16 protein-coding genes and 1 tRNA gene are annotated in these 18,148 nt (G+C 66.0%); 5 read left to right on the forward strand and 12 right to left on the reverse strand.

What is annotated here, in order from left to right; translation table 11 throughout:
- The first annotated feature begins 61 nt into the window (after window positions 1–61).
- The gene (locus tag AX709_RS04160) at window positions 62–358 is read left to right on the forward strand and encodes a winged helix DNA-binding protein (RefSeq protein ID WP_066547122.1); all 297 of its coding nucleotides are present in this window, start codon (window positions 62–64) and stop codon (window positions 356–358) included.
- A 113-nt stretch (window positions 359–471) separates the two neighbouring features.
- On the opposite strand, the gene AX709_RS04165 is transcribed toward AX709_RS04160, so the two are convergent.
- The 5 genes from AX709_RS04165 to AX709_RS04175 form a co-directional block, all read right to left on the reverse strand.
- Entirely contained in the window at window positions 472–1,083 is a 612-nt protein-coding gene (locus tag AX709_RS04165; RefSeq protein WP_066478769.1) for a hypothetical protein, read from the reverse strand.
- Window positions 1,055–1,522 (reverse strand): hypothetical protein, encoded by a 468-nt coding sequence (locus tag AX709_RS18505; protein WP_156454147.1) that lies wholly within the window; start codon window positions 1,520–1,522, stop codon window positions 1,055–1,057. Before AX709_RS18505 ends, AX709_RS04165 begins: the two co-directional genes overlap by 29 nt.
- A gap of 150 nt (window positions 1,523–1,672) precedes the next feature.
- Window positions 1,673–1,984 (reverse strand): hypothetical protein, encoded by a 312-nt coding sequence (locus AX709_RS04170; protein WP_066547125.1) that lies wholly within the window; start codon window positions 1,982–1,984, stop codon window positions 1,673–1,675.
- Window positions 1,981–2,562 (reverse strand): hypothetical protein, encoded by a 582-nt coding sequence (locus AX709_RS18510; RefSeq protein WP_156454148.1) that lies wholly within the window; start codon window positions 2,560–2,562, stop codon window positions 1,981–1,983. Before AX709_RS18510 ends, AX709_RS04170 begins: the two co-directional genes overlap by 4 nt.
- 513 nt (window positions 2,563–3,075) lie before the next feature.
- A tRNA-Thr gene (locus AX709_RS04175) sits at window positions 3,076–3,151 on the reverse strand.
- Window positions 3,152–3,318: 167 nt separating this feature from the next.
- Here AX709_RS04175 and AX709_RS04180 point away from each other — a divergent pair.
- Both AX709_RS04180 and AX709_RS04185 read left to right on the forward strand, forming a co-directional pair.
- Entirely contained in the window at window positions 3,319–4,611 is a 1,293-nt protein-coding gene (locus AX709_RS04180) for a PAS domain-containing protein (protein ID WP_066547128.1), read from the forward strand.
- Window positions 4,612–4,681: 70 nt separating this feature from the next.
- On the forward strand, window positions 4,682–9,313 hold the full coding sequence (locus AX709_RS04185) for an NAD-glutamate dehydrogenase (RefSeq protein WP_066547138.1): 4,632 nt from the start codon (window positions 4,682–4,684) through the stop codon (window positions 9,311–9,313).
- Between the two features lie 25 nt (window positions 9,314–9,338).
- Here AX709_RS04185 and AX709_RS04190 read toward each other — a convergent pair whose 3' ends face one another.
- From AX709_RS04190 to AX709_RS04220, 7 genes are all read right to left on the reverse strand, one after another.
- Window positions 9,339–11,513, reverse strand: a complete 2,175-nt coding sequence (locus AX709_RS04190) for a hypothetical protein (RefSeq protein ID WP_156454149.1) — start codon at window positions 11,511–11,513, stop codon at window positions 9,339–9,341.
- A 137-nt stretch (window positions 11,514–11,650) separates the two neighbouring features.
- The gene (locus tag AX709_RS04195) at window positions 11,651–11,917 is read right to left on the reverse strand and encodes a ribbon-helix-helix domain-containing protein (RefSeq protein WP_197417205.1); all 267 of its coding nucleotides are present in this window, start codon (window positions 11,915–11,917) and stop codon (window positions 11,651–11,653) included.
- Window positions 11,918–11,921: 4 nt separating this feature from the next.
- A complete protein-coding gene (gene cobT, locus AX709_RS04200; RefSeq protein ID WP_066478788.1) occupies window positions 11,922–13,754 on the reverse strand; it encodes a cobaltochelatase subunit CobT in 1,833 nt (610 codons plus the stop codon).
- Window positions 13,754–14,140, reverse strand: a complete 387-nt coding sequence (locus AX709_RS04205; protein WP_066547150.1) for a type II toxin-antitoxin system VapC family toxin — start codon at window positions 14,138–14,140, stop codon at window positions 13,754–13,756. The genes cobT and AX709_RS04205 overlap by 1 nt, the downstream gene beginning before the upstream one ends.
- 3 nt (window positions 14,141–14,143) lie before the next feature.
- On the reverse strand, window positions 14,144–14,422 hold the full coding sequence (locus tag AX709_RS04210; protein ID WP_066478793.1) for a type II toxin-antitoxin system Phd/YefM family antitoxin: 279 nt from the start codon (window positions 14,420–14,422) through the stop codon (window positions 14,144–14,146).
- Window positions 14,423–14,471: 49 nt separating this feature from the next.
- On the reverse strand, window positions 14,472–15,476 hold the full coding sequence (gene cobS / locus AX709_RS04215; RefSeq protein WP_066478799.1) for a cobaltochelatase subunit CobS: 1,005 nt from the start codon (window positions 15,474–15,476) through the stop codon (window positions 14,472–14,474).
- A gap of 82 nt (window positions 15,477–15,558) precedes the next feature.
- Complete coding sequence (locus AX709_RS04220; protein WP_231727410.1) at window positions 15,559–16,215, reverse strand: winged helix-turn-helix transcriptional regulator; 657 nt, start codon at window positions 16,213–16,215, stop codon at window positions 15,559–15,561.
- Between the two features lie 362 nt (window positions 16,216–16,577).
- Between AX709_RS04220 and AX709_RS04225 the strand changes: the two genes are divergently transcribed.
- The gene (locus AX709_RS04225) at window positions 16,578–17,246 is read left to right on the forward strand and encodes a glutathione S-transferase family protein (protein WP_066547157.1); all 669 of its coding nucleotides are present in this window, start codon (window positions 16,578–16,580) and stop codon (window positions 17,244–17,246) included.
- Window positions 17,247–17,274: 28 nt separating this feature from the next.
- Entirely contained in the window at window positions 17,275–17,991 is a 717-nt protein-coding gene (locus tag AX709_RS19540; RefSeq protein WP_066547160.1) for a DUF1428 domain-containing protein, read from the forward strand.
- Window positions 17,992–18,148: the final 157 nt, after the last annotated feature.

The raw sequence follows: 18,148 nt of genomic DNA on the forward strand, positions 1-18,148 counted from the left end.
TTAGACGCCGATCACCCCGCTAACGGGGTCCCTTTTGCACGCCGGTCCACACATCTACGAGATGCGCCGGATTCGATCGAAACATTTCGACCAGGACCTCTTCGGCGAACCCGGCTGGGACATCCTGCTCGATCTTTTCATCGCGTTCGCAAATCGGGAGCGGATTTCAACGACGAGTTGCTGCATCGCGTCGGCGGCGCCCGCCTCGACCGCGCTGCGATGGATCGGAGAACTGGTCGAAACGGGGCTCGTCAAGCGGGAGCCGTCCCTGACCGACCGACGCTCGAGCTACGTTTCCCTCACGCAAGAGGGGGCGCTCAAGATGGCGCGCTTCCTCACCTCGCTCGGCGACTGGTGAGCTTGGCGACGCGCTGACCGTTGAAAGCGCGATTGCGTTTCGCCTGGTTTTCGGCGCGCGTTGCAAATGAGGCCTCGACATGACGCCTCAGCTGTGGAGATCGACCGTGCGGTCTAATGCGCCTCGCCCATCAGACCACTGGCAGTTCCCGGAAGACGACGGCGATTTCCGTCATCATCGGGGTCGCGCTTGCGGCCGTTGCAAGTCGGTCGACCGTCACTCCAATAACCGCTCGCCTTGGCGAGCCAGGTCAGGCAGTTCCGGCAGGGGTTCTTGGGCCTGTTTCCATCCGGATAGAAGGTGATGAAAAACAGCTCGTGTACCGGGACGTTGCATTCCTGGGCCAGTTGCAGGGCCCTGGCCTCTGCACAATTACAGATCGGGCGATTTTCGACATTGTTGGAGCTGAACACCTGATCGTAGGAGCTTCCGATCGCCTCCGCGAAATTGTCGATGCGTCGGCGTGACCCGTCATCGAGCTCTCGATAACGAGCACCCCTGTATGATGCCCCGGTCAAGCCGCCGGACAGGCCCGAATATCCGACGAAATCCTCGTCTCCGGTCAGGTTGATGGCGTAGCAGAGGTCGGACATCCGTCTGACGCCGAAGCGGCCCGCCATGTCCCGGTTCCGCAAGAGTTCCTCATCACGCGCACGACGCCGCAGGGCGCGCTCCATCATGTAACGCAGAAACTCTTCATCCGAGTCCTTCCACGGCGCACACATGGGCAGCTCCCCCCAGCCAAATGAAATACCCGGGAAGGCAAACAGATCGGTCGTGCAAATTCAAATCAAATCCCGCCCGTTTTGAATGCTTCGGGCAAACGGGTTTCGACGGCGCGGGGTGACCATAGAAATCAGGCTGACAGCAAATCTTTATGGCATGGCATCGCATCTCACGAAGGTCCGACGGCGGAGCCGAACCTGTACGGTCATACTCGGCCGCGAAGTCGCCGCCGTCATACAGGGATCGGATCGCACCCCATCCGCCGCTCACCTGGACCAGCCGCCCCAGCGGGTCCCAGGTCAGCGACGCGGTCCGCGCACCGCTCGCGCTGATCAGCCGGTTCTCGACGTCGTAATTGTAGGTCGTGCCGCCGTCGTTGGTCAGGTTGCCGCGACACGCAGAAAGGTGCCCGGCAACGCACATGGTCGCCTGTGCCACTCTTCGATGCTCAGCGGAAGCGATAATGCCCCATGGAGGACAAAGCTGGGCACTCAAATTACCCGAGAATTTCCGTCAGTCGCGGCCATAAGGATGACGCCGGCCATTAGTTTGTGCTTCACTCCCAACGCCCGCTGGCATTGCCGGTGTTCAGTTTCGCGCTTCGCGCAAGGCCTCCAACTCGGCCAGCCTGACAGGATCGTCTGCTGCCAACGCCTCTTCGAGATAGAAACTATGCGCGATGTTTCGCACGACCTCTTTGGCTTCGCCGCTATATTCTTCAGCGATAACTGCAAAAGCGTCAACTAATTCTCGAAGAAATCCCTTATCCATCTCGTCGAGTCGTGCGGCGAGATTTTCCATCATCTCAACAGATGTATCAAGATTTAGCTCGTCTTCATCAGTGAGCGATAGGAATATAACAAAATCGGCGACAATACGCGCAACTTGCTCACCGATCATGGCTTGACAACCCTCACACGTATATTGGTTACGTTCATTCTCTTGAACAACTTTAGTGCCTTGATCTTCTGGGTGGATGTCGGAACTTCCCATATCCCAATAAGGCGATGCTGTGCCAATACGTCAGACTGCCGCAGCTGCTGATCGCGCGCATGTGGTGCATCGACCACTTTTAACTTCCGATCGATGACATATTCGCCACGGAAACCATCGAACTTGACGGGCCGTTTCGAGCCGTCTTGCAATATCCGCGTCAGTGTCGGCGCTTGGCCGGGCCGGGCACCCGACGCAGCGTCGTTGTACCGCTTTGCTGGGGTGTCGCGACCTAGATTTTCTCTGACCCACTTGATCTCCGGCGGGGGAAAAGGGCCTGGAGAAGGCCTTGCCATCTGGAGGCGACGCATATGTGAAAATCGGGCGAGCGCCGCGCCCGGCGCAACTGCCAGCGCCAAGTTGGCTGCGGTTGTTCCCGCGGCACGGCCGATATCACGCGGGGAAGCATTGGCGATCGCCCCCGCCGCACGTGAGATTTGAACCTTGGCCGGCGTTTCTTCGGCGGCTATCGCTGTATCCATCATGCTGGCGACGCTGCGAGACGGTGGGCTTCGACTGTGGCTGGACCGCCGCGGGAGAAGGCGGGTTCCCGCCGGGCTGCTCCGCTTGCACAGCGGGCAACGCTGTTGTGCTCGGGCGGACTGCTATCCGAGGCTGGCGGGGCTTCTGGCGATCGATAGACCCGGGGTTACGGGCGTTGGCGCGACTGCTCAACCCCGCCCCGCCTGGACCATAATGGCGCCCAGAGCCCACAAAGGTGAAACGCCCATCTAACGGATCGTGCCAGGGGTTGAATTTGTGTTCGATACCGTCGGTGGTCGAAATCCGGTGCAATCTGCCCGTGCGCAGCCAGATGGAAAAAGCGCTTCGCGGCTCACGATCGGATATCTGGATCATGCCGGCCCTCGCTGCTTACCGCGGCGAGAACATACCAGCAACACTTTCCAACAAGTCAACCGAAAACGCCCGACATCGTTCACCCTGAGCCGGCCCAATGCCCAGCCTTGCACCCTCTGCGGGGCGTGATTTCAGGAGCGTGGTGCCGCCTACAGGACTCGAACCTGTGACCCCCGCATTACGAATGCGATGCTCTACCAACTGAGCTAAGGCGGCGGCGGGGCGTGGACCCCGTCGGGACGCGGCGCATATCAGGCCATGGGCGGCCTGACAAGCATCGCCTCGCGCCCCTGCTTTAGCGCGAAGCCCTTTACGCAACGTTTACCACGCAGCGTGCAAAAGAGCGGCGACGGCGGCGCGTCGTCGCCCCAGGGGAGCCTTCAATGGATACCGTTCGCGGACTCGACGACCCAATCGAACACGGCCAGGACGAGCTGCTGGACGATCATGGTCAGGACAGTCCCGTCGACATCGGCAGCGACGAGCGGCGGATGCATGTCCGCGCCTATAATCACTGGGTGTCGCTGCTGAATGGGCGCCCCTTCCCGCTGATCAGCGATCTCGAGCCCGAGAATATAGCGGATTTCGGCCCGAACAGCGTGCTGATCGATTTCAGCCACGGCCTTGACGATCCGACCATCCAGTTCCTGGGTTCGCTGCTGCGCGAGGAGTGCGGCATCACCGGCGACCTTCAGCGCATCGCCGACGTGCCCAGCCGCTCGCTCCTGTCGCGGCTGACCGACCATTATCTCCAGATCATCGCGAATCGCGCGCCGATCGGCTTCGAAGCCGAATTTGTTAGCCAGCGCGGCTACAACACCTTTTATCGCGGCATCCTGATGCCCTTCTCGTCGACGGGCGAGGCGATCGATTTCATCTATGGCGTCATCAACTGGAAAGAAGTGCTGGACGACGCGGCGCAGGCGGTGATCCACGCCGCGCTCGATGCCGTCCGCCAGTCCGGGCCGCGCTCGAACATGTCCGCGCCGATCTGGGCCGACGGTCCGGGCGCCGGGCTGGGCGAAGATGCGGACGCGGATGAGGACGACGCGCTGCTGCTCGGCGCGGAACTCGAGGCCCCGTTCGAGGTCGCCGGGTTGGCCGACCAGCTGGTGCTGGCGCGCGAGACCGCGGAGCTGGCGCGCGTCGCCGATACCCGGTCGCGTGCCGCGCTGTACCGCGCGCTCGGCCGTGCGCATGATTTCGCGCTCGCCACGCTGGACAGCCCGGAGGATTATGCCGAGCTGCTCGCCGACGCCGGCATCACCGTCCAGGCGCGCGCGCCCATGACCGCGGTGGTCAAGCTGGTCTTCGGCGGCGATTACGACAAGGCGCGCGTCACCGAATTCGCCGCCGTCCTCGCCTATGCCCGGCGTACCGGGCTGGCCGCCGGCCAGCTGGTCGCCGCGATCGAGGCGATGCCGGGGGGCATGAAGGCGATGGTGCAGGCCGAGCGCGTGTACCGCCGCCCCGCCCCGCGTGCCGCCGCGGAGGCCGAGCTGATGACCGCGCTGCGCGCTCGCCCGACAATCGCCAGCGTGCCGATCGCCGCCGACGGCGCGGAATTCGTGCTGTTGCTCGCCCGCGCCAACGATGCGGGCGCGCTGGATGTGGTCGGGCGCGTCGATGCCGATGAAAAGCTGACGCGCCAGGCCGTCCGCCATCTTGCGGAATAACGCAGCAAGGCCGCGCATTCGCCGCGACTAAGGCTTGAGCCGCGCGCGGGGCGGGCGCATAGCCGCGCACATGACGACGACGATCGACGCGACGCTGGTCACCGAGCTTGCCGCCCGGCTGATCGAGGGAGCATTGCCGGGCGAGCTGGAGGGGTTTGACCCGGATGCACGACGGGAGGCCGCCGCCTTCATGGTGCTGGCCGCGCAATCCCGCCCACCCGGCGGATCGGGGATCGTCATCGAACCGTTGCGCAGCGACGGGCCGGCCCGGATGCGCCTTGCCGTCGTCAATGACGACATGCCGTTCCTGGTCGATTCGATCGCTGCCGCAATCGGCGCGCACGACATCGCGGTCGACCGGATCATCCACCCCGTGCTGCCGGTGCGGCGCGATGCCGACGGACGGCTGGTCGCGATCGACAGCGGCGGTGCCCCGGAATCGATGATCTATATCGAGATGGAGCGCGCCGAATCCCGCGTCCGCCGTCAGCTCCACGACGATATCGCGCGCGTGCTCGGCCATGTTCGCCACGCGGTCGGCGACTGGCCGGCATTGCAGGCGGCGATGCTGCACGATGCAAGCGCGTTGCGCGACCGTGAGGCCGCCGCGCTGCTCCACTGGTTTCTCGATCGCAACTTCACGCTGCTGGCGCACGAACGCTGGCATCCGGACGGCACGGCGTCGGGCCAGCTCGGCCTGGCGCGCGGCGAGCTCGACGTGCCGATCCTGGCCGAGCCGTCGCGCCAGCTGGCGCGCGAATGGTTTGCGGAGGGCGGGCGCGTGCCCCTGCTGCTCAAGTCCAACTGCATCTCGCCCGTGCATCGCCGCGCGCCGCTCGACCTGGTGCTGCTGCCGGTGCTGCGCGACGGCGCGGTCGAGGGCCTGTCGATCCATGCCGGGCTCTGGACGAGCGCCGCGCTCAATGCCGATCCGGAGGATGTACCGCTTCTGCGCCGGCATCTGGAACGGCTGCAACAGAAGTTCGGTTTCGATCCGCGCGGTCACACTGGCAAGGCGATGGCGCACATGCTGAGCGCGCTGCCCCACGACCTGACCACCGCCTTCTCGCCCGAGGCGCTCGAGGACGTCACGCTGACCGCGATGTCGATCGCCGATCGCCCGCGGTCGAAGCTCGCGCTGGTGCGCAGCACGCTGGGGCGCCACCTGTTCGCCTTTGTCTGGCTGCCGCGCGACGAGCTGACCACCGCCCGGCGGGTGGCGATCGGCGACATGCTGGCGAGTGCCGCCAATGCGCATGTGCTCAACTGGACGATCAACCTCGACGACGGGGTCGCGGCGCTGATCCGCTATACGCTCGATTTGCGCGGCGAGGGGCGGATGCCCGACGCGGTTGCGCTCGATGCACGCATCCGCCGGATGGTACGCGGCTGGCGGCCGGCGGTGAGCGCGGCGCTCGAGGAACTGGTCGGGACGCGCGCGACCCGGCTGGCGCTGCGCTTCGCCAACTGCTTCCCCGCCAATTACCGCAACGTCCACACGCCCGAGGACGCGGCGCAGGACATCCTGCGCTTCGCCGCACTTCAGAGCGCGGAAGACCGATCGGTCCGGATCATCCCGGGCGACGACGCGGCCGGCGGGCCACTGCGCATCAAGGTCTATTGCATCGGCGGCGCGCTGGCGCTGTCCGACGCGGTGCCGGTGTTCGAGAATTTCGGCTTCCGCGTGATCGAGGAAGTCCCGACCCGGCTTGCTGGCGATTCGGGCGCCTTCGTCCACGACTTCCTGGTCGAGCTGACCGGTGCGCACGATTCGCGCGCATTGCCCTTCGACGTCGGCGTGGTGGAGCGCGCCATCGCCGCCGTGCTGGAAGGGCGGGCGGAAAATGACGGTTTCAACCGGCTGGTGGTCGAAACCGGCATGGCCCCGCAGTCGGCGGTGCTGTTCCGCGCCTGGTTCCGATACCTGCGCCAGACCGGGATGAGCTATGGCCTGGTTACCGTCGTCGATGCGCTGCGCCGCGCGCCGCACATCGCCCAGGCGTTGATCGCGCGGTTCAACGCTCGGCACAATCCCGCCGCACGCGATGACGCTGCCGCAACCGCCGCCGACGAAGCCATCGCGCATGGGCTGACCAAGGTTTCCGCGATCGACGATGACCGCATCATTCGCGCCTTCCGCGGCGTGATCGACGCGATGCTGCGCACCAATGCCTTCGCCCCTGCGGCCGAGGAAGCATTGGCGTTCAAGCTCGACAGCGCGCGGGTGCCGGGCCTGCCCCAGCCGCTGCCGTGGCGCGAGATCTGGGTCTATTCGCCGCGGATCGAGGGCATTCACCTGCGCGCGGGACCGGTGGCGCGCGGCGGCCTGCGCTGGTCCGACCGGCGCGACGATTTCCGCACCGAGATCCTGGGCCTGATGAAGGCGCAGCGGGTCAAGAACGCGGTCATCGTGCCGACGGGCGCCAAGGGCGGCTTCTACCCCAAGCTGCTCCCCTCCCCCGCCACCGACCGCGACGCCTGGCTGGCCGAGGGGACGGAGAGCTACCGCATCTTCATCCGCTCGCTGCTGTCGGTCACCGACAACATCGTCGGCGGCAACGTCGTCCATCCGGCCGGCATCGTCGTCCATGACGGCGAGGACCCGTATTTCGTCGTCGCCGCGGACAAGGGCACCGCGACGTTCAGCGACGTCGCCAACGCGCTCGCGATCGAGCGCGACTTCTGGCTGGGCGACGCCTTCGCCAGCGGCGGATCGGTCGGCTATGACCACAAGGCGATGGGCATCACCGCCAAGGGCGCGTGGATTTCCGTCCAGCGCCACTTCCTCGAATCCGGCATCGACGTCCAGACCCAGCCGGTGCGCGTCGCCGGGTGCGGCGACATGTCGGGCGACGTGTTCGGCAACGGCATGTTGCTGAGCCGGGCGATCAAGCTGGTCGCCGCGTTCGACCACCGCCATATCTTCCTCGATCCCGATCCCGATCCGGCGACAAGCTGGGCCGAGCGTTCGCGCCTGTTCGCGCTGCCGCGGTCGAGCTGGGCGGACTATGATGCGTCGCTGATCTCCAAGGGCGGCGGCATCTTCGCGCGGAGTGAAAAGAGCATCGCGCTCAGCCCGGAGGTGCGCGCGGCGCTGGGCATCGAGGCCGAGGCGCTCGAACCCGCCGCGCTCATTTCCGCGATCCTGACCGCACCGGTCGACCTGATCTGGTTCGGCGGCATCGGCACCTATGTGAAGGCTGCCGCAGAGAGCAATTCGGACGTCGGCGATCCCGCCAACGACCGGCTGCGCGTCAATGCGGAGGCGATGCGCGCGAACGTGATCGGCGAAGGCGCCAATCTGGGCGTGACCCAGGCCGCGCGCATCGCCTTTGCCGCCCGCGGGGGCCGCATCAACACCGATTTCATCGACAATGCCGCCGGCGTCGATTGTTCGGACAACGAGGTCAACATCAAGATCGCGCTCAACCGCGAGATGATCGAGGGGCGGCTGGCGTTCGAGGACCGCAACGTGCTGCTCGCGTCGATGACCGACGATGTCGCGCATCTGGTGCTCGAGGATAACCGGCTGCAGACGCTGGCCCTGTCCTTCATGGAGGGCGACGGCCCGGTCGCGCTGCCCAGCTATGTCCGCGTCATCGAAATCCTCGAAGCCGGCGGACGGCTCGACCGCGCGGTCGAGGGACTGGGCACCAACGAGGAGCTGTTGCGCCGCGCGCAGGAGGGCAAGGGGCTGACCCGGCCGGAACTGGCCGTGCTGCTCGCCACCGCAAAGCTGGCGCTGCAGGACGCGATCGAAACCCAGGCGCTCGGCAGCGATCCCGAGTTGCTGGGCGACCTTCATGCCGCCTTCCCGCCCGCGATGCGCGAACGCTTCGGTCCGGCGATCGAGGCGCACAGGCTGCGCGGCGAAATCGTCGCGACCAAGCTTGCCAACCGGATCATCAATCGGCTGGGGGTACTTCACCCGTTCGAGCTTGCCGAGGAGGAAGGCGCGTCGCTGGGCGACATCGCGGCGATGTTCGTCGTCGCCGAACGCCTGTTCGGGCTGCCCGAATTGTGGCGCGAGATCGAGACGGCATCGATCAGCGAGGCCGCGCGCCTTGCCCTGTTCGACGAAGCCGCGGTCGCAATGCGGTCGCAGATGGCGGACCTGTTGCGCGTTTGCCCGCCGGGCACGGGGCCGGGCGCAGTCATTGCGCGCCTCGAACCCGGCATCGCCAATCTCGACCGGCGCACGCGCGAGCTGCTGCTGACCGAAGCGCAGCTGCAAAGCGACCGCATCGCGCAGCGCCTTCAGGAAACCGGCGCGCCGGCTGATCTGGTGCGCAAGGTGGTGCGGATCTTCGAACTCGACGGCGCGGTCGGTCTTGCCGACCTCGGCGAGCGTTCGGGTCTGGACGAAGCGGTCCTGACCCGCGCCTTCACTGGACTGGGCAACGCGCTTGGTCTCGACTGGGCCCAGGCGACGGCGGCGCGGATCAACACCGGCGATCCGTGGGAACGGCTGTTGATTGCGGGACTGGCGCGCGATTTCCAGCAGCTGCGGCTCGACTGGCTGGCGCGCAATGCCGGCGGCGACCCGCAGGCAGCGGTCGAGGCCTGGGTCACGGCGAACCAGCCGCGCATCGACCAGTTCGTCGCGCTCATCGCCCGCGCGCGTCGTACCCAGGTGCCGGGCGCCGCGATGCTCGCCCAGATCGCGGGCCAGGCCCGCGTGCTGCTGGGGCGCGGCGGCTAAAGCCGCCGCGCGCCCGGTTCTCGGCTTAGATTACTTCGTCGATGCTCAGCGCGAACGGCTTGCCCTGCAGCGTACGGCCCGAGCCATATTGGAAGGGCTGGCGGGTACGATCGTCGGGGCCGTCATGCGGCCATTGCTCGACCACCCAGCTGTCGAGCCGGCCCGGCTGATAGCGCGCGGGATAGTTGTCGATCCAGATGCCGTAGACGTGCACCGTCTTGCCCTCGTAATCGAGGACGGTCATGCCCTGGGAGCCGAGCGCGAGGTCGCGGCCGGCACCGCCGAACCCGGCCTGGTTGCCGGCGATCGTCAGGAACACCGGGTCTTTCAACCGCCGGTCGCGCAGCACCGCATAACGATCGCCCCGATAGCTATAGACGCCGATTTCGCGCGTGCCACGACTGACGATATAAAGATCGTCGGTTCGGACGGCGCCGGCAATCGGCGTCGTGACCTGGACCGGGTTACGGCCTACTCGCCATTCGCGCACCGCCATCGTCGGCATCTGCGACGCCCGCGCCGGATCGATCAGCGACGCGACGTCGTATTGTCGCACCGTCCCGTCCATCGACGCGATGGTCACCAGTGTCGACAGATAATTCCAGCTGAGCCGGTCCCAGCCGGACAAGGTGTTGGTACCTGTGCGGATCTGTCGCGCGTAGACCGCGGTGGGCTGTGCCACGTCCAGCGTGCCCAGCACCACCGGCCGCTGTTCCGGCCGGGTCGCAAAGCCATAGGGCCATTGGTCGTCGCGCGCGCCCTGATTGGAGTTAGCGGTCTCGTTCCAACGTGCCTGGGTCGTCAGATACTGGTCGCGATAGAAGCGCAGCAGCGGGCGCAGGTCGACGATCGCCACCTTATTCTCCGCACGTGAGCCAACGACCGCATAGCCCGCCGACGCCAGCAGCTTCCAATATTCGGTCTGGGGAATAAACGCGTCGAACGCGAGGTTGCTGCGCGCGAACCAGCGATCGCGCTCCGCCTGGGTATTCAGGCCCCGGCCGCGCCAATCCTCGAAGCCGCGAAACTTCATTGTGCCGGTTGAAAGCGCCATGGCCACCGTGTTGGGTGCCGCCATCGGCAAGTCGACAAAGCCGAGCAGCTTCAGCCCACGCACACCCGGCCAGCTTTGCACGCCCCAGCCATGACGGCCAGTGTCGGTGTTGCCGATATTGGCGGGATCGTCCGCGCCTACGGCGATGACGCCCAACTGACCCTTGCGCGCGGCGGCGTCCCACACGGTCACCAGCAGAAACTCATTCATCGCGGACAGGGCAAGTGCGGTCGGCACCTTTCCGGCCGGCAGACGGATCGCGGTTTCGCAGGGCGTGCCGGTCGCAAAACCATTGCAATACTGGTCGTTGCCGGTGCCGGCGGCGGCGATCACCCCGTTCTGGAACGCCAGGAAGCCGGTGATCGATGTCTGAATCTCGCCCCGCGTCGCGGCGATAGCGGGCAGGGGCAGCGTAGGGTCCTGCTCCCGCAACCGCGCAACCGCGGGCGTCGTTGGCGTGGAGACGTTGTTGCGGTTCCACCAGTCGCCATACCAGGATGCGTTCATGCGCATGCACAGCGCCTGGGTCGAACCGTCGCTGGCGCGTGCGGCACGGGCACCGTTAAAGGCACGGGCGTTGGCGACGCCGGCGCGCAGGTTCGCGGGCGCGTCGGTATCGGGTGAAAACAGCATCTGGCCCGACATGATCCAGCCGCCACCGCCGCCAAAGCCGTTGCCATAACCGTCCGGCGCATCGCTTTGGATCAGCCGGTCCGACGTCTGGCAGAAGCGATCCGCGAGCGTGCGGTTCAGCCCGCCCTTCCACAAACCGTTCGGCTCGGGCTGGTAGATCGTGTTGGCGGGCTCGGCCTCGCCATAGTCGACCGCGCTCGGCCCCAGCCGGTATCGCACCATTTCCGCCGTGTGGTAATTGGCGGCAACCCGGCCATATTCGGTCCAGTTGATGCTGCCATCGGTATTCAGGATCAGTTCGCGCCACTGCCCGATCTGACTTGGGCTTTGGCCGGTTGCCGCGGGCGTTGGCGTAGGGCTGGGGGTTGGCGCCGGGGCAACCGCAACGCCGCCGGCACTTGTGCCTTCACCGCCGCCGCCGCCTCCTCCGCCGCATGCGCTCAACGCGCCCAGCGTCGCGATCGCAGCCCACCGTCGCGAACGCACGGCCACGATGGCCACCAATCCTGGCATCGATCTACTCCCCGACTCCCATATTTGCGAAGCGATGCCACGCCGGTCGTTAACGCGCTGTAGTGGTCGCTACGATAATCGCAATATCGAGAAAGCCAGCAGATAGATCGTGTGAAGCGCGCGCCGGATGGTTGGGACTATCGAGCCGACAGCGCCGCTGAATGCCCATGCAGCCAGCTGCGGATCGCGCTCGCCAGGTTGGGCGGATCATTCGCCTGAATACGCAGCGCATCGATTTCAGCGATCAGTGCATTGAGCGGCAGCGCGCGCACGGCGGCGGCGTGTTCCAGCGCGTCCCAGAACAAGGGTTCGAGCGCGATCGACGTTTCATGCCCGGCAATGGTGACCGATCGCTTGACCGCGGGACGAAACCCGCCAGGCGGCGGCTGGATCGCGCCGGTCACGCGATCAATCGGTATCGAACAGGCTGGCGAGCTGTTCGACCATCGTACCCGCTAGTTGTTCGGCATCCATGATTGTCACCGCTTTGGAATACCAGCGGGTCACGTCATGGCCAATTCCGATCGCCACCAGCTCCACGGGCGAGCGCCCTTCGATCCAGCCGATCACCTGGCGCAGATGGCGTTCCAGATAGCTGCCCGAATTGACCGACAGCGTGCTGTCGTCGACCGGCGCACCGTCCGAAATCACCATCAGGATCTTGCGATCCTCCGCCCGGGCGATCAGGCGGGCGTGCGCCCAGAGCAGCGCCTCGCCATCGATATTTTCCTTGAGCAGCCCCTCGCGCATCATCAGCCCGAGCGACTTCTTGGCGCGCCGCCACGGCTCGTCGGCCTGCTTGTAGACGATGTGGCGAATGTCGTTCAGCCGCCCCGGCTGTGGCGGACGTCCGGCCGCCAGCCATGCCTCGCGCGCCTGCCCGCCCTTCCACGCGCGGGTGGTGAAGCCCAGAATCTCGGTCTTGACCCCCACCCGCTCCAGCGTGCGCGCCAGGATATCGGCGCTGATCGCGGCGATGCTGATCGGCCGCCCGCGCATCGACCCGGAATTGTCGATCAGCAGCGTGACGACCGTATCCTTGAACTCGGTATCGCGCTCGATCTTGTAGCTCAGCGACTGCATCGGGTTGACCACCACCCGCGCCAGCCGCGCCGCGTCGAGCAGCCCTTCGTCTTGGTCGAAGTCCCAGCTGCGGTTCTGCTGCGCCATCAGGCGGCGCTGCAGCCGGTTGGCGAGCTTGGTCACCGCGCCCTGCAGATGGACGAGCTGCTGGTCGAGATAGGCGCGCAGCCGGCTCAGCTCCTCCTCGTCGCACAGCTCGGTCGCGGCGACGACTTCGTCGAAACGGGTGGTGAAGGGCCGGTATTCGAATTGCGGCGGCAGGTCGGACCACGGCCGGTTGGGCCGCACCGGCATCATCCCCTCTTCGCCTTCGTCCCCCGGCTCGCCCTCGGCATCGTCCATGCCGTCTTGTTGCTGCTCGGCGGTTTCGCCGTCCTGCTGCTCGCCCGATTGCTGTTCGGGGCGCTGCTCGAACTCCCCCTGCCCCTCGGCGCCCGAGTCCTGGTCCTGTTCGGCCTCGTCGGTGTCGTCGCCTTCCTCGCCGCCCTCCTGGTCGTCGCCCTCGTCCTCGCTATCGTCGGGCTTCAACTCGCCCTCGGTCAGCTCCAGGTCTTCAAGCAATTGCCCGATCAGCTTGGCGAACATCGCCTGATCGTCGATCGCCAGCGCCAGCGCATCCAGGTCCGCCGCGCCCTTGCCCTCGATCCACTCGTCGACCAGCGCCATGCCAGGCACCGCGGCGATGGGCGGCAGCTTGCCGGTCAGCCGATGGCGGACCTTCAGCCCGATCGCGGTCGACAGCGGCACCTCGTCGCGGCTGCGCGCGCGGGCGATCGGGTCCGATTTAAGCCGCATGGCCAGCGCCTGGTCGAGATTTTCCGAAACGCCCGCATAGCCGCGCGATCCCAGCGCCTCGACCCGCGCGGTCTCCACCGCGTCGAACACCGCGCGCGCGACGGCCTCCTTCGGCGCGCCGCGCGCATGAAGCGCGGCGTCGTGGTGGCGAAGGCGGAGCGCAAAGCTGTCTGCGAACCCGCGCGCCTCGGCGACCTGATCGGCGGGCAATTGCCGCGCCGGCATCGGCACGCGCAGATTGCGCCCCGATTGGCTCGGCGCATCGGCGGTGAAGGCCAGCTCCACCTCCGCATCCCGCGCAATCGCCCGCGCAGTGCCGGTCAGCACCGATTTGAAGTCATCGAGCTGGGTCTTCTGCGACATTACCAAAGCACCTTGCAGCCGAGCGCCGCGATCTGCGGGTCACGGGTGATGACGGTCAGCCCCTCGATCTGGCCCTGCGCCGCAATCATTCGATCAAACGGATCACGATGCCGCCCCGGCAGCAAACCTGCCAGCCGGGCATGATCGTAACGAAGGGGAAGATGCACGAAACGGTCCGCCTGTGTCGCCGTCTCGAATTGCTCCAGCGTGTCGATCATCGACCGCAACTGTCCGGCCTGAACCTTCAATGCAATCTCGTAGGCCGAAATCGCGCTGACGAGAATGTCTTCGTCGCCCGACTCGATCAGTGCCCGCGCGCGCGACGACAACATGGGATCTTCGAGCCACCACCAGATCAGCGCGTGCGTATCGAGGAGGAACCGCAACGCTCACGCGTCCCCGAGCTTGCGTTCGAACCCGTCCAGCTCCTCGTCGGTAAAGGTCGGCTCGAACCAGATGTCGCTGGGCACATCCTTCAGCAGATGCCGGAAGCGACCGGGTTTACGGGGCGGATGCCGCTCAGGCTCGAGCGGCATGAGCCGCGCATAGGGCTTGCCCGCCTTGGCGATGATGATTTCCTCGCCCGCATTGGCGCGATCGATCAAGCGCGACAGGTTCGTCTTCGCGTCGTGCACATTGTAGATCTTGTGCGGATCGGCTTCGGACATACGGCACCTCTTACTCAGTGGACTAAGTTAGTCCAGTCAGGCTCCGCGCTCAACCCTTCCCCACCACGCTCTCCGGCAAATCCTTGCCGAACACGCGCTGATAATATTCGGCCACCAGCGCGCGCTCGGCCTCGTCGCACTTGTTGAGGAAGCTCAGCCGGAAGGCGAAGCCGATGTCGCCGAAGATGAGCGTGTTCTGCGCCCAGGTGATGACGGTGCGCGGGCTCATCACGGTCGAGATGTCGCCGTTGATGAAGCCGCGACGCGTCAGATCGGCGACGCGGACCATGTTCTCCACCGTCTCCTTGCCGCCGGGCTTGTCATATTCGCCCGACTTGGCGAGCACGATCTGCGCTTCGGTGGCGGCGGGCAGGTAATTGAGCGTGACCACGATGTTCCAGCGGTCCATCTGGCCCTGGTTGATCTGTTGCGTGCCGTGATACAGCCCGCTGGTGTCGCCGAGGCCCACCGTATTGGCGGTGGCGAACAGGCGGAACCACGGATTGGGCCGGATCACCCGATTCTGGTCGAGCAGGGTCAGCTTGCCCTCGGTTTCCAGCACGCGCTGGATCACGAACATCACGTCGGGCCGGCCGGCATCATATTCGTCGAAGACGAGCGCGGTCGGGGTCTGCAGCGCCCAGGGCAACAGGCCCTCGCGGAACTCGGTGATCTGCTGGCCGTCCTTGAGCACGATCGCGTCGCGACCGATCAGGTCGATGCGGCTGATATGCGCGTCCAGGTTGATGCGGATGCACGGCCAGTTCAACCGCGCTGCGACCTGTTCGATGTGCGACGACTTGCCGGTTCCGTGATAGCCCTGGATCATCACGCGGCGGTTGTGGGCAAAGCCCGCCAGCACCGCCAGCGTCGTGTCGGGATCGAACACATAAGCGGGGTCGAGGTCGGGCACGCGCTCGTCCGCTTCGCTGAACGCCGGCACTTCCATGTCGGTGTCGATGCCGAACAGGTCGCGCGCCTTCACCATCTTGTCGGGCGCGTCGAGCACCGTGGTGGCGCGGCTGTCGGGCTGGGTATTGGGAATGGTCGACATGGGAGTTTCCTGATAGGCGGTCTGATGCCGGGCTATGGCTGCAGGTAGCCACTCGATCCGGCAGCCGCAACGGGGCCGTTGGTCAGCGATGCTTAGCGGGCAGCGGAAACCAGGTGATGAAACGCGCGAGCAGGTCGCGGTCTCCCGCTACGGAAAGCTGGCCTGCGGCTTCGGCATCGTCGACCGGACGGCCGCCATAGACGATCGACGCAATCGTCACCGGATCGCCGGTCAGGACCAGATCAGCGCCATCGGGATCGCCGCGCCCGCTGTCCAGCCTCCCGTCGGCGATGCGGATGACGAACGATTCGGGGCCGATCCGAAACCCCAGGGTGGCGCGCGTACGGCCAGCGCGGGCGGCATCGAACATCGTGCGGAACGACATCATGACCGACGCGGCTGATATGGGCAGCGTCGGATCGTGGAGCGGCGACCGCACCGCCCAGCGCCCCAGCTCCTGCACCAGGACCTCGGCCTGATACCCCCATTCGGTAAGCTCATAGACCTGGACCGACGCGGGTGGCGGCAGGCGATGGCGTTTCACGACGGCCAATGCCTCCAGTCCCTCCAGCCGCTGGGTCAGCACATTGGCGCTGATGCCGGGCAGCCCGGCGCGCAGCTCGCTGAAACGGCGCGGCCCGAACATCAGCTCGCGCAGGATCAAAAGCGACCAACGCTCACCGATCAGCTCAAGCCCCAGCGCGGTACCGCAGGCATCGTCATACCACCGGCCGTGCACCCCCGATCCGCTTGGAGTTATCTTTTCTGACTTCACAGTTGCTTTTTGTAACGCGTGCGCGCACAAAGCTCAAGCGGCCGATTCGCCCGGACCGCGGTCGAGGGAGAATGGCGATGAACCGAATGATTGGCGTCGGCCGGCACGTGACCGCACCCGAGGGATCGGGTGCTGCCGATCCACCCACCCCTTCCCGCTCGCCCACAGGCCGTCCGCCCGCAACGTACCGTGCCGCGCTGCGTGAATGCACGACGGCCGAACCCGGGCACGCCTGACGACGGTCGCGGCCGAACCGCCCCCGCATTCGGGACCAAAGGCCGGCCAAGCCGGGTTACCCAGACGACACCCCCTGCCGGAGAATGATGATGCCCGTCGACCCTGAAGCCCGCGTTTCGATCACCGCCTTCGACTGGGTCCCCGCGTTCGCGCGCGGCCAGGTCCGCGACCTGCGGGTGCGCTGGGCATTGGAGGAGGCCGGCATCCCCTATTCGGTGCGACTGATGTCGCCGCGCGGCGAGCGGCCCGCCGACTATTTCGCCGATCAGCCCTTTGGCCAGGTGCCATGTTACCGCGATGACGACGTCGTGCTGTTCGAAACAGGCGCGATCCTGCTCTATCTCGGCGACGGGTGCGAGGCGCTGCTGCCGCGCGACCGCGTCGGCAGAGCGCGGGCGACGAGCTGGCTGATCGCCGCGCTGAACAGCGTCGAGCCGGTGATCCAGCAGCTGACCGCGATCGACCTGTTCCACGCTGGCGAGGACTGGACTGCGGCGCGACGCCCGCAAGTCGTCGAAATGGTCGAGCGCCGCCTGATGCGGCTCGCCGCGCATCTGGGCCAGCGCGACTATCTGGAGGACCGCTTCACCGCCGGCGACTTGATGATGACAAGCGTGCTGCGCATCCTGAATGGCACCGGGCTGGTCGATACGCACCCCAATCTGGTCGCCTATCGCGATCGCTGCGCCGCGCGCCCGGCATTTGCCGCGGCGCTGGCCGCCCAGCTGGCGGATTTTCGCGAACCGGCGGCCGCCTGAACGGCCCTGAAGGTGGAGGGAGAGTGAAATGACCTATGTGGAAGGCTTTGTCCTGGCGGTGCCTGCGGAAAACAAGGACGCGTATCTCACGCACGCGCAAGAAGCGTCAGCGATGATCCTCGATGCCGGCGTCGCCCGGATGGTCGAATGTTGGGAAGACGATGTCCCCGATGGCACCCACACCGACTTTCGTCGCGCCGTAAAGGCGCAGCCGGACGAAAAGATCATCTTTAGCTGGTTCGAATATCCCGACCGCGCCGCCCGCGATGCCGCCGGCGCGAAGATGATGGCCGATCCGCGCATGGAAGACATGAGCAAGTCGATGCCGTTCGACGGCCGGCGCATGATCTATGGCGGGTTCAGCTCGCTGCTCGACCTTGGCGACAGCAAGGGCGGCTATACCGACGGGTTCCTGGTCGCCGTGCCGACCGCCAATCGCGATGCCTATCTGGATCTCGCACGTCAGGCCGCCGATGTGTTTATCGAATACGGCGCCAACCGTGTGGTCGAAGCCTGGGGCGACGACGTGCCCGACGGCAAGGTGACCGACTATCGCATGGCGGTGCAGGCCGGCACGGACGAGAACGTCGTCTATTCCTGGATCGAATGGCCGTCGAAGGCGCATCGCGACACCGCCTGGGAACAGGTGATGGCCGATCCGCGGATGCAGCCCGATCCTGAAAACCGCCCGTTCGACGGCAAGCGCATGATCTACGGCGGCTTCACCCCCATCCTCGATCGCTGAACGGGAGACAGGCGATGGCAAACCTTCATGGCGACTTCATCTGGTACGAACTGATCACGCCCGACGCCGACTCGGCGCAGGCCTTCTATGCCCCTCTGCTCGGCTGGGCGGTGCGCAGCGCGGGCATGCCCGACATGGACTACCGGCTGGCGGCGAC

Source organism: Sphingomonas sp. CCH15-F11, from assembly GCF_001557005.1.
Taxonomy (GTDB): Bacteria; Pseudomonadota; Alphaproteobacteria; order Sphingomonadales; family Sphingomonadaceae; genus Sphingomonas.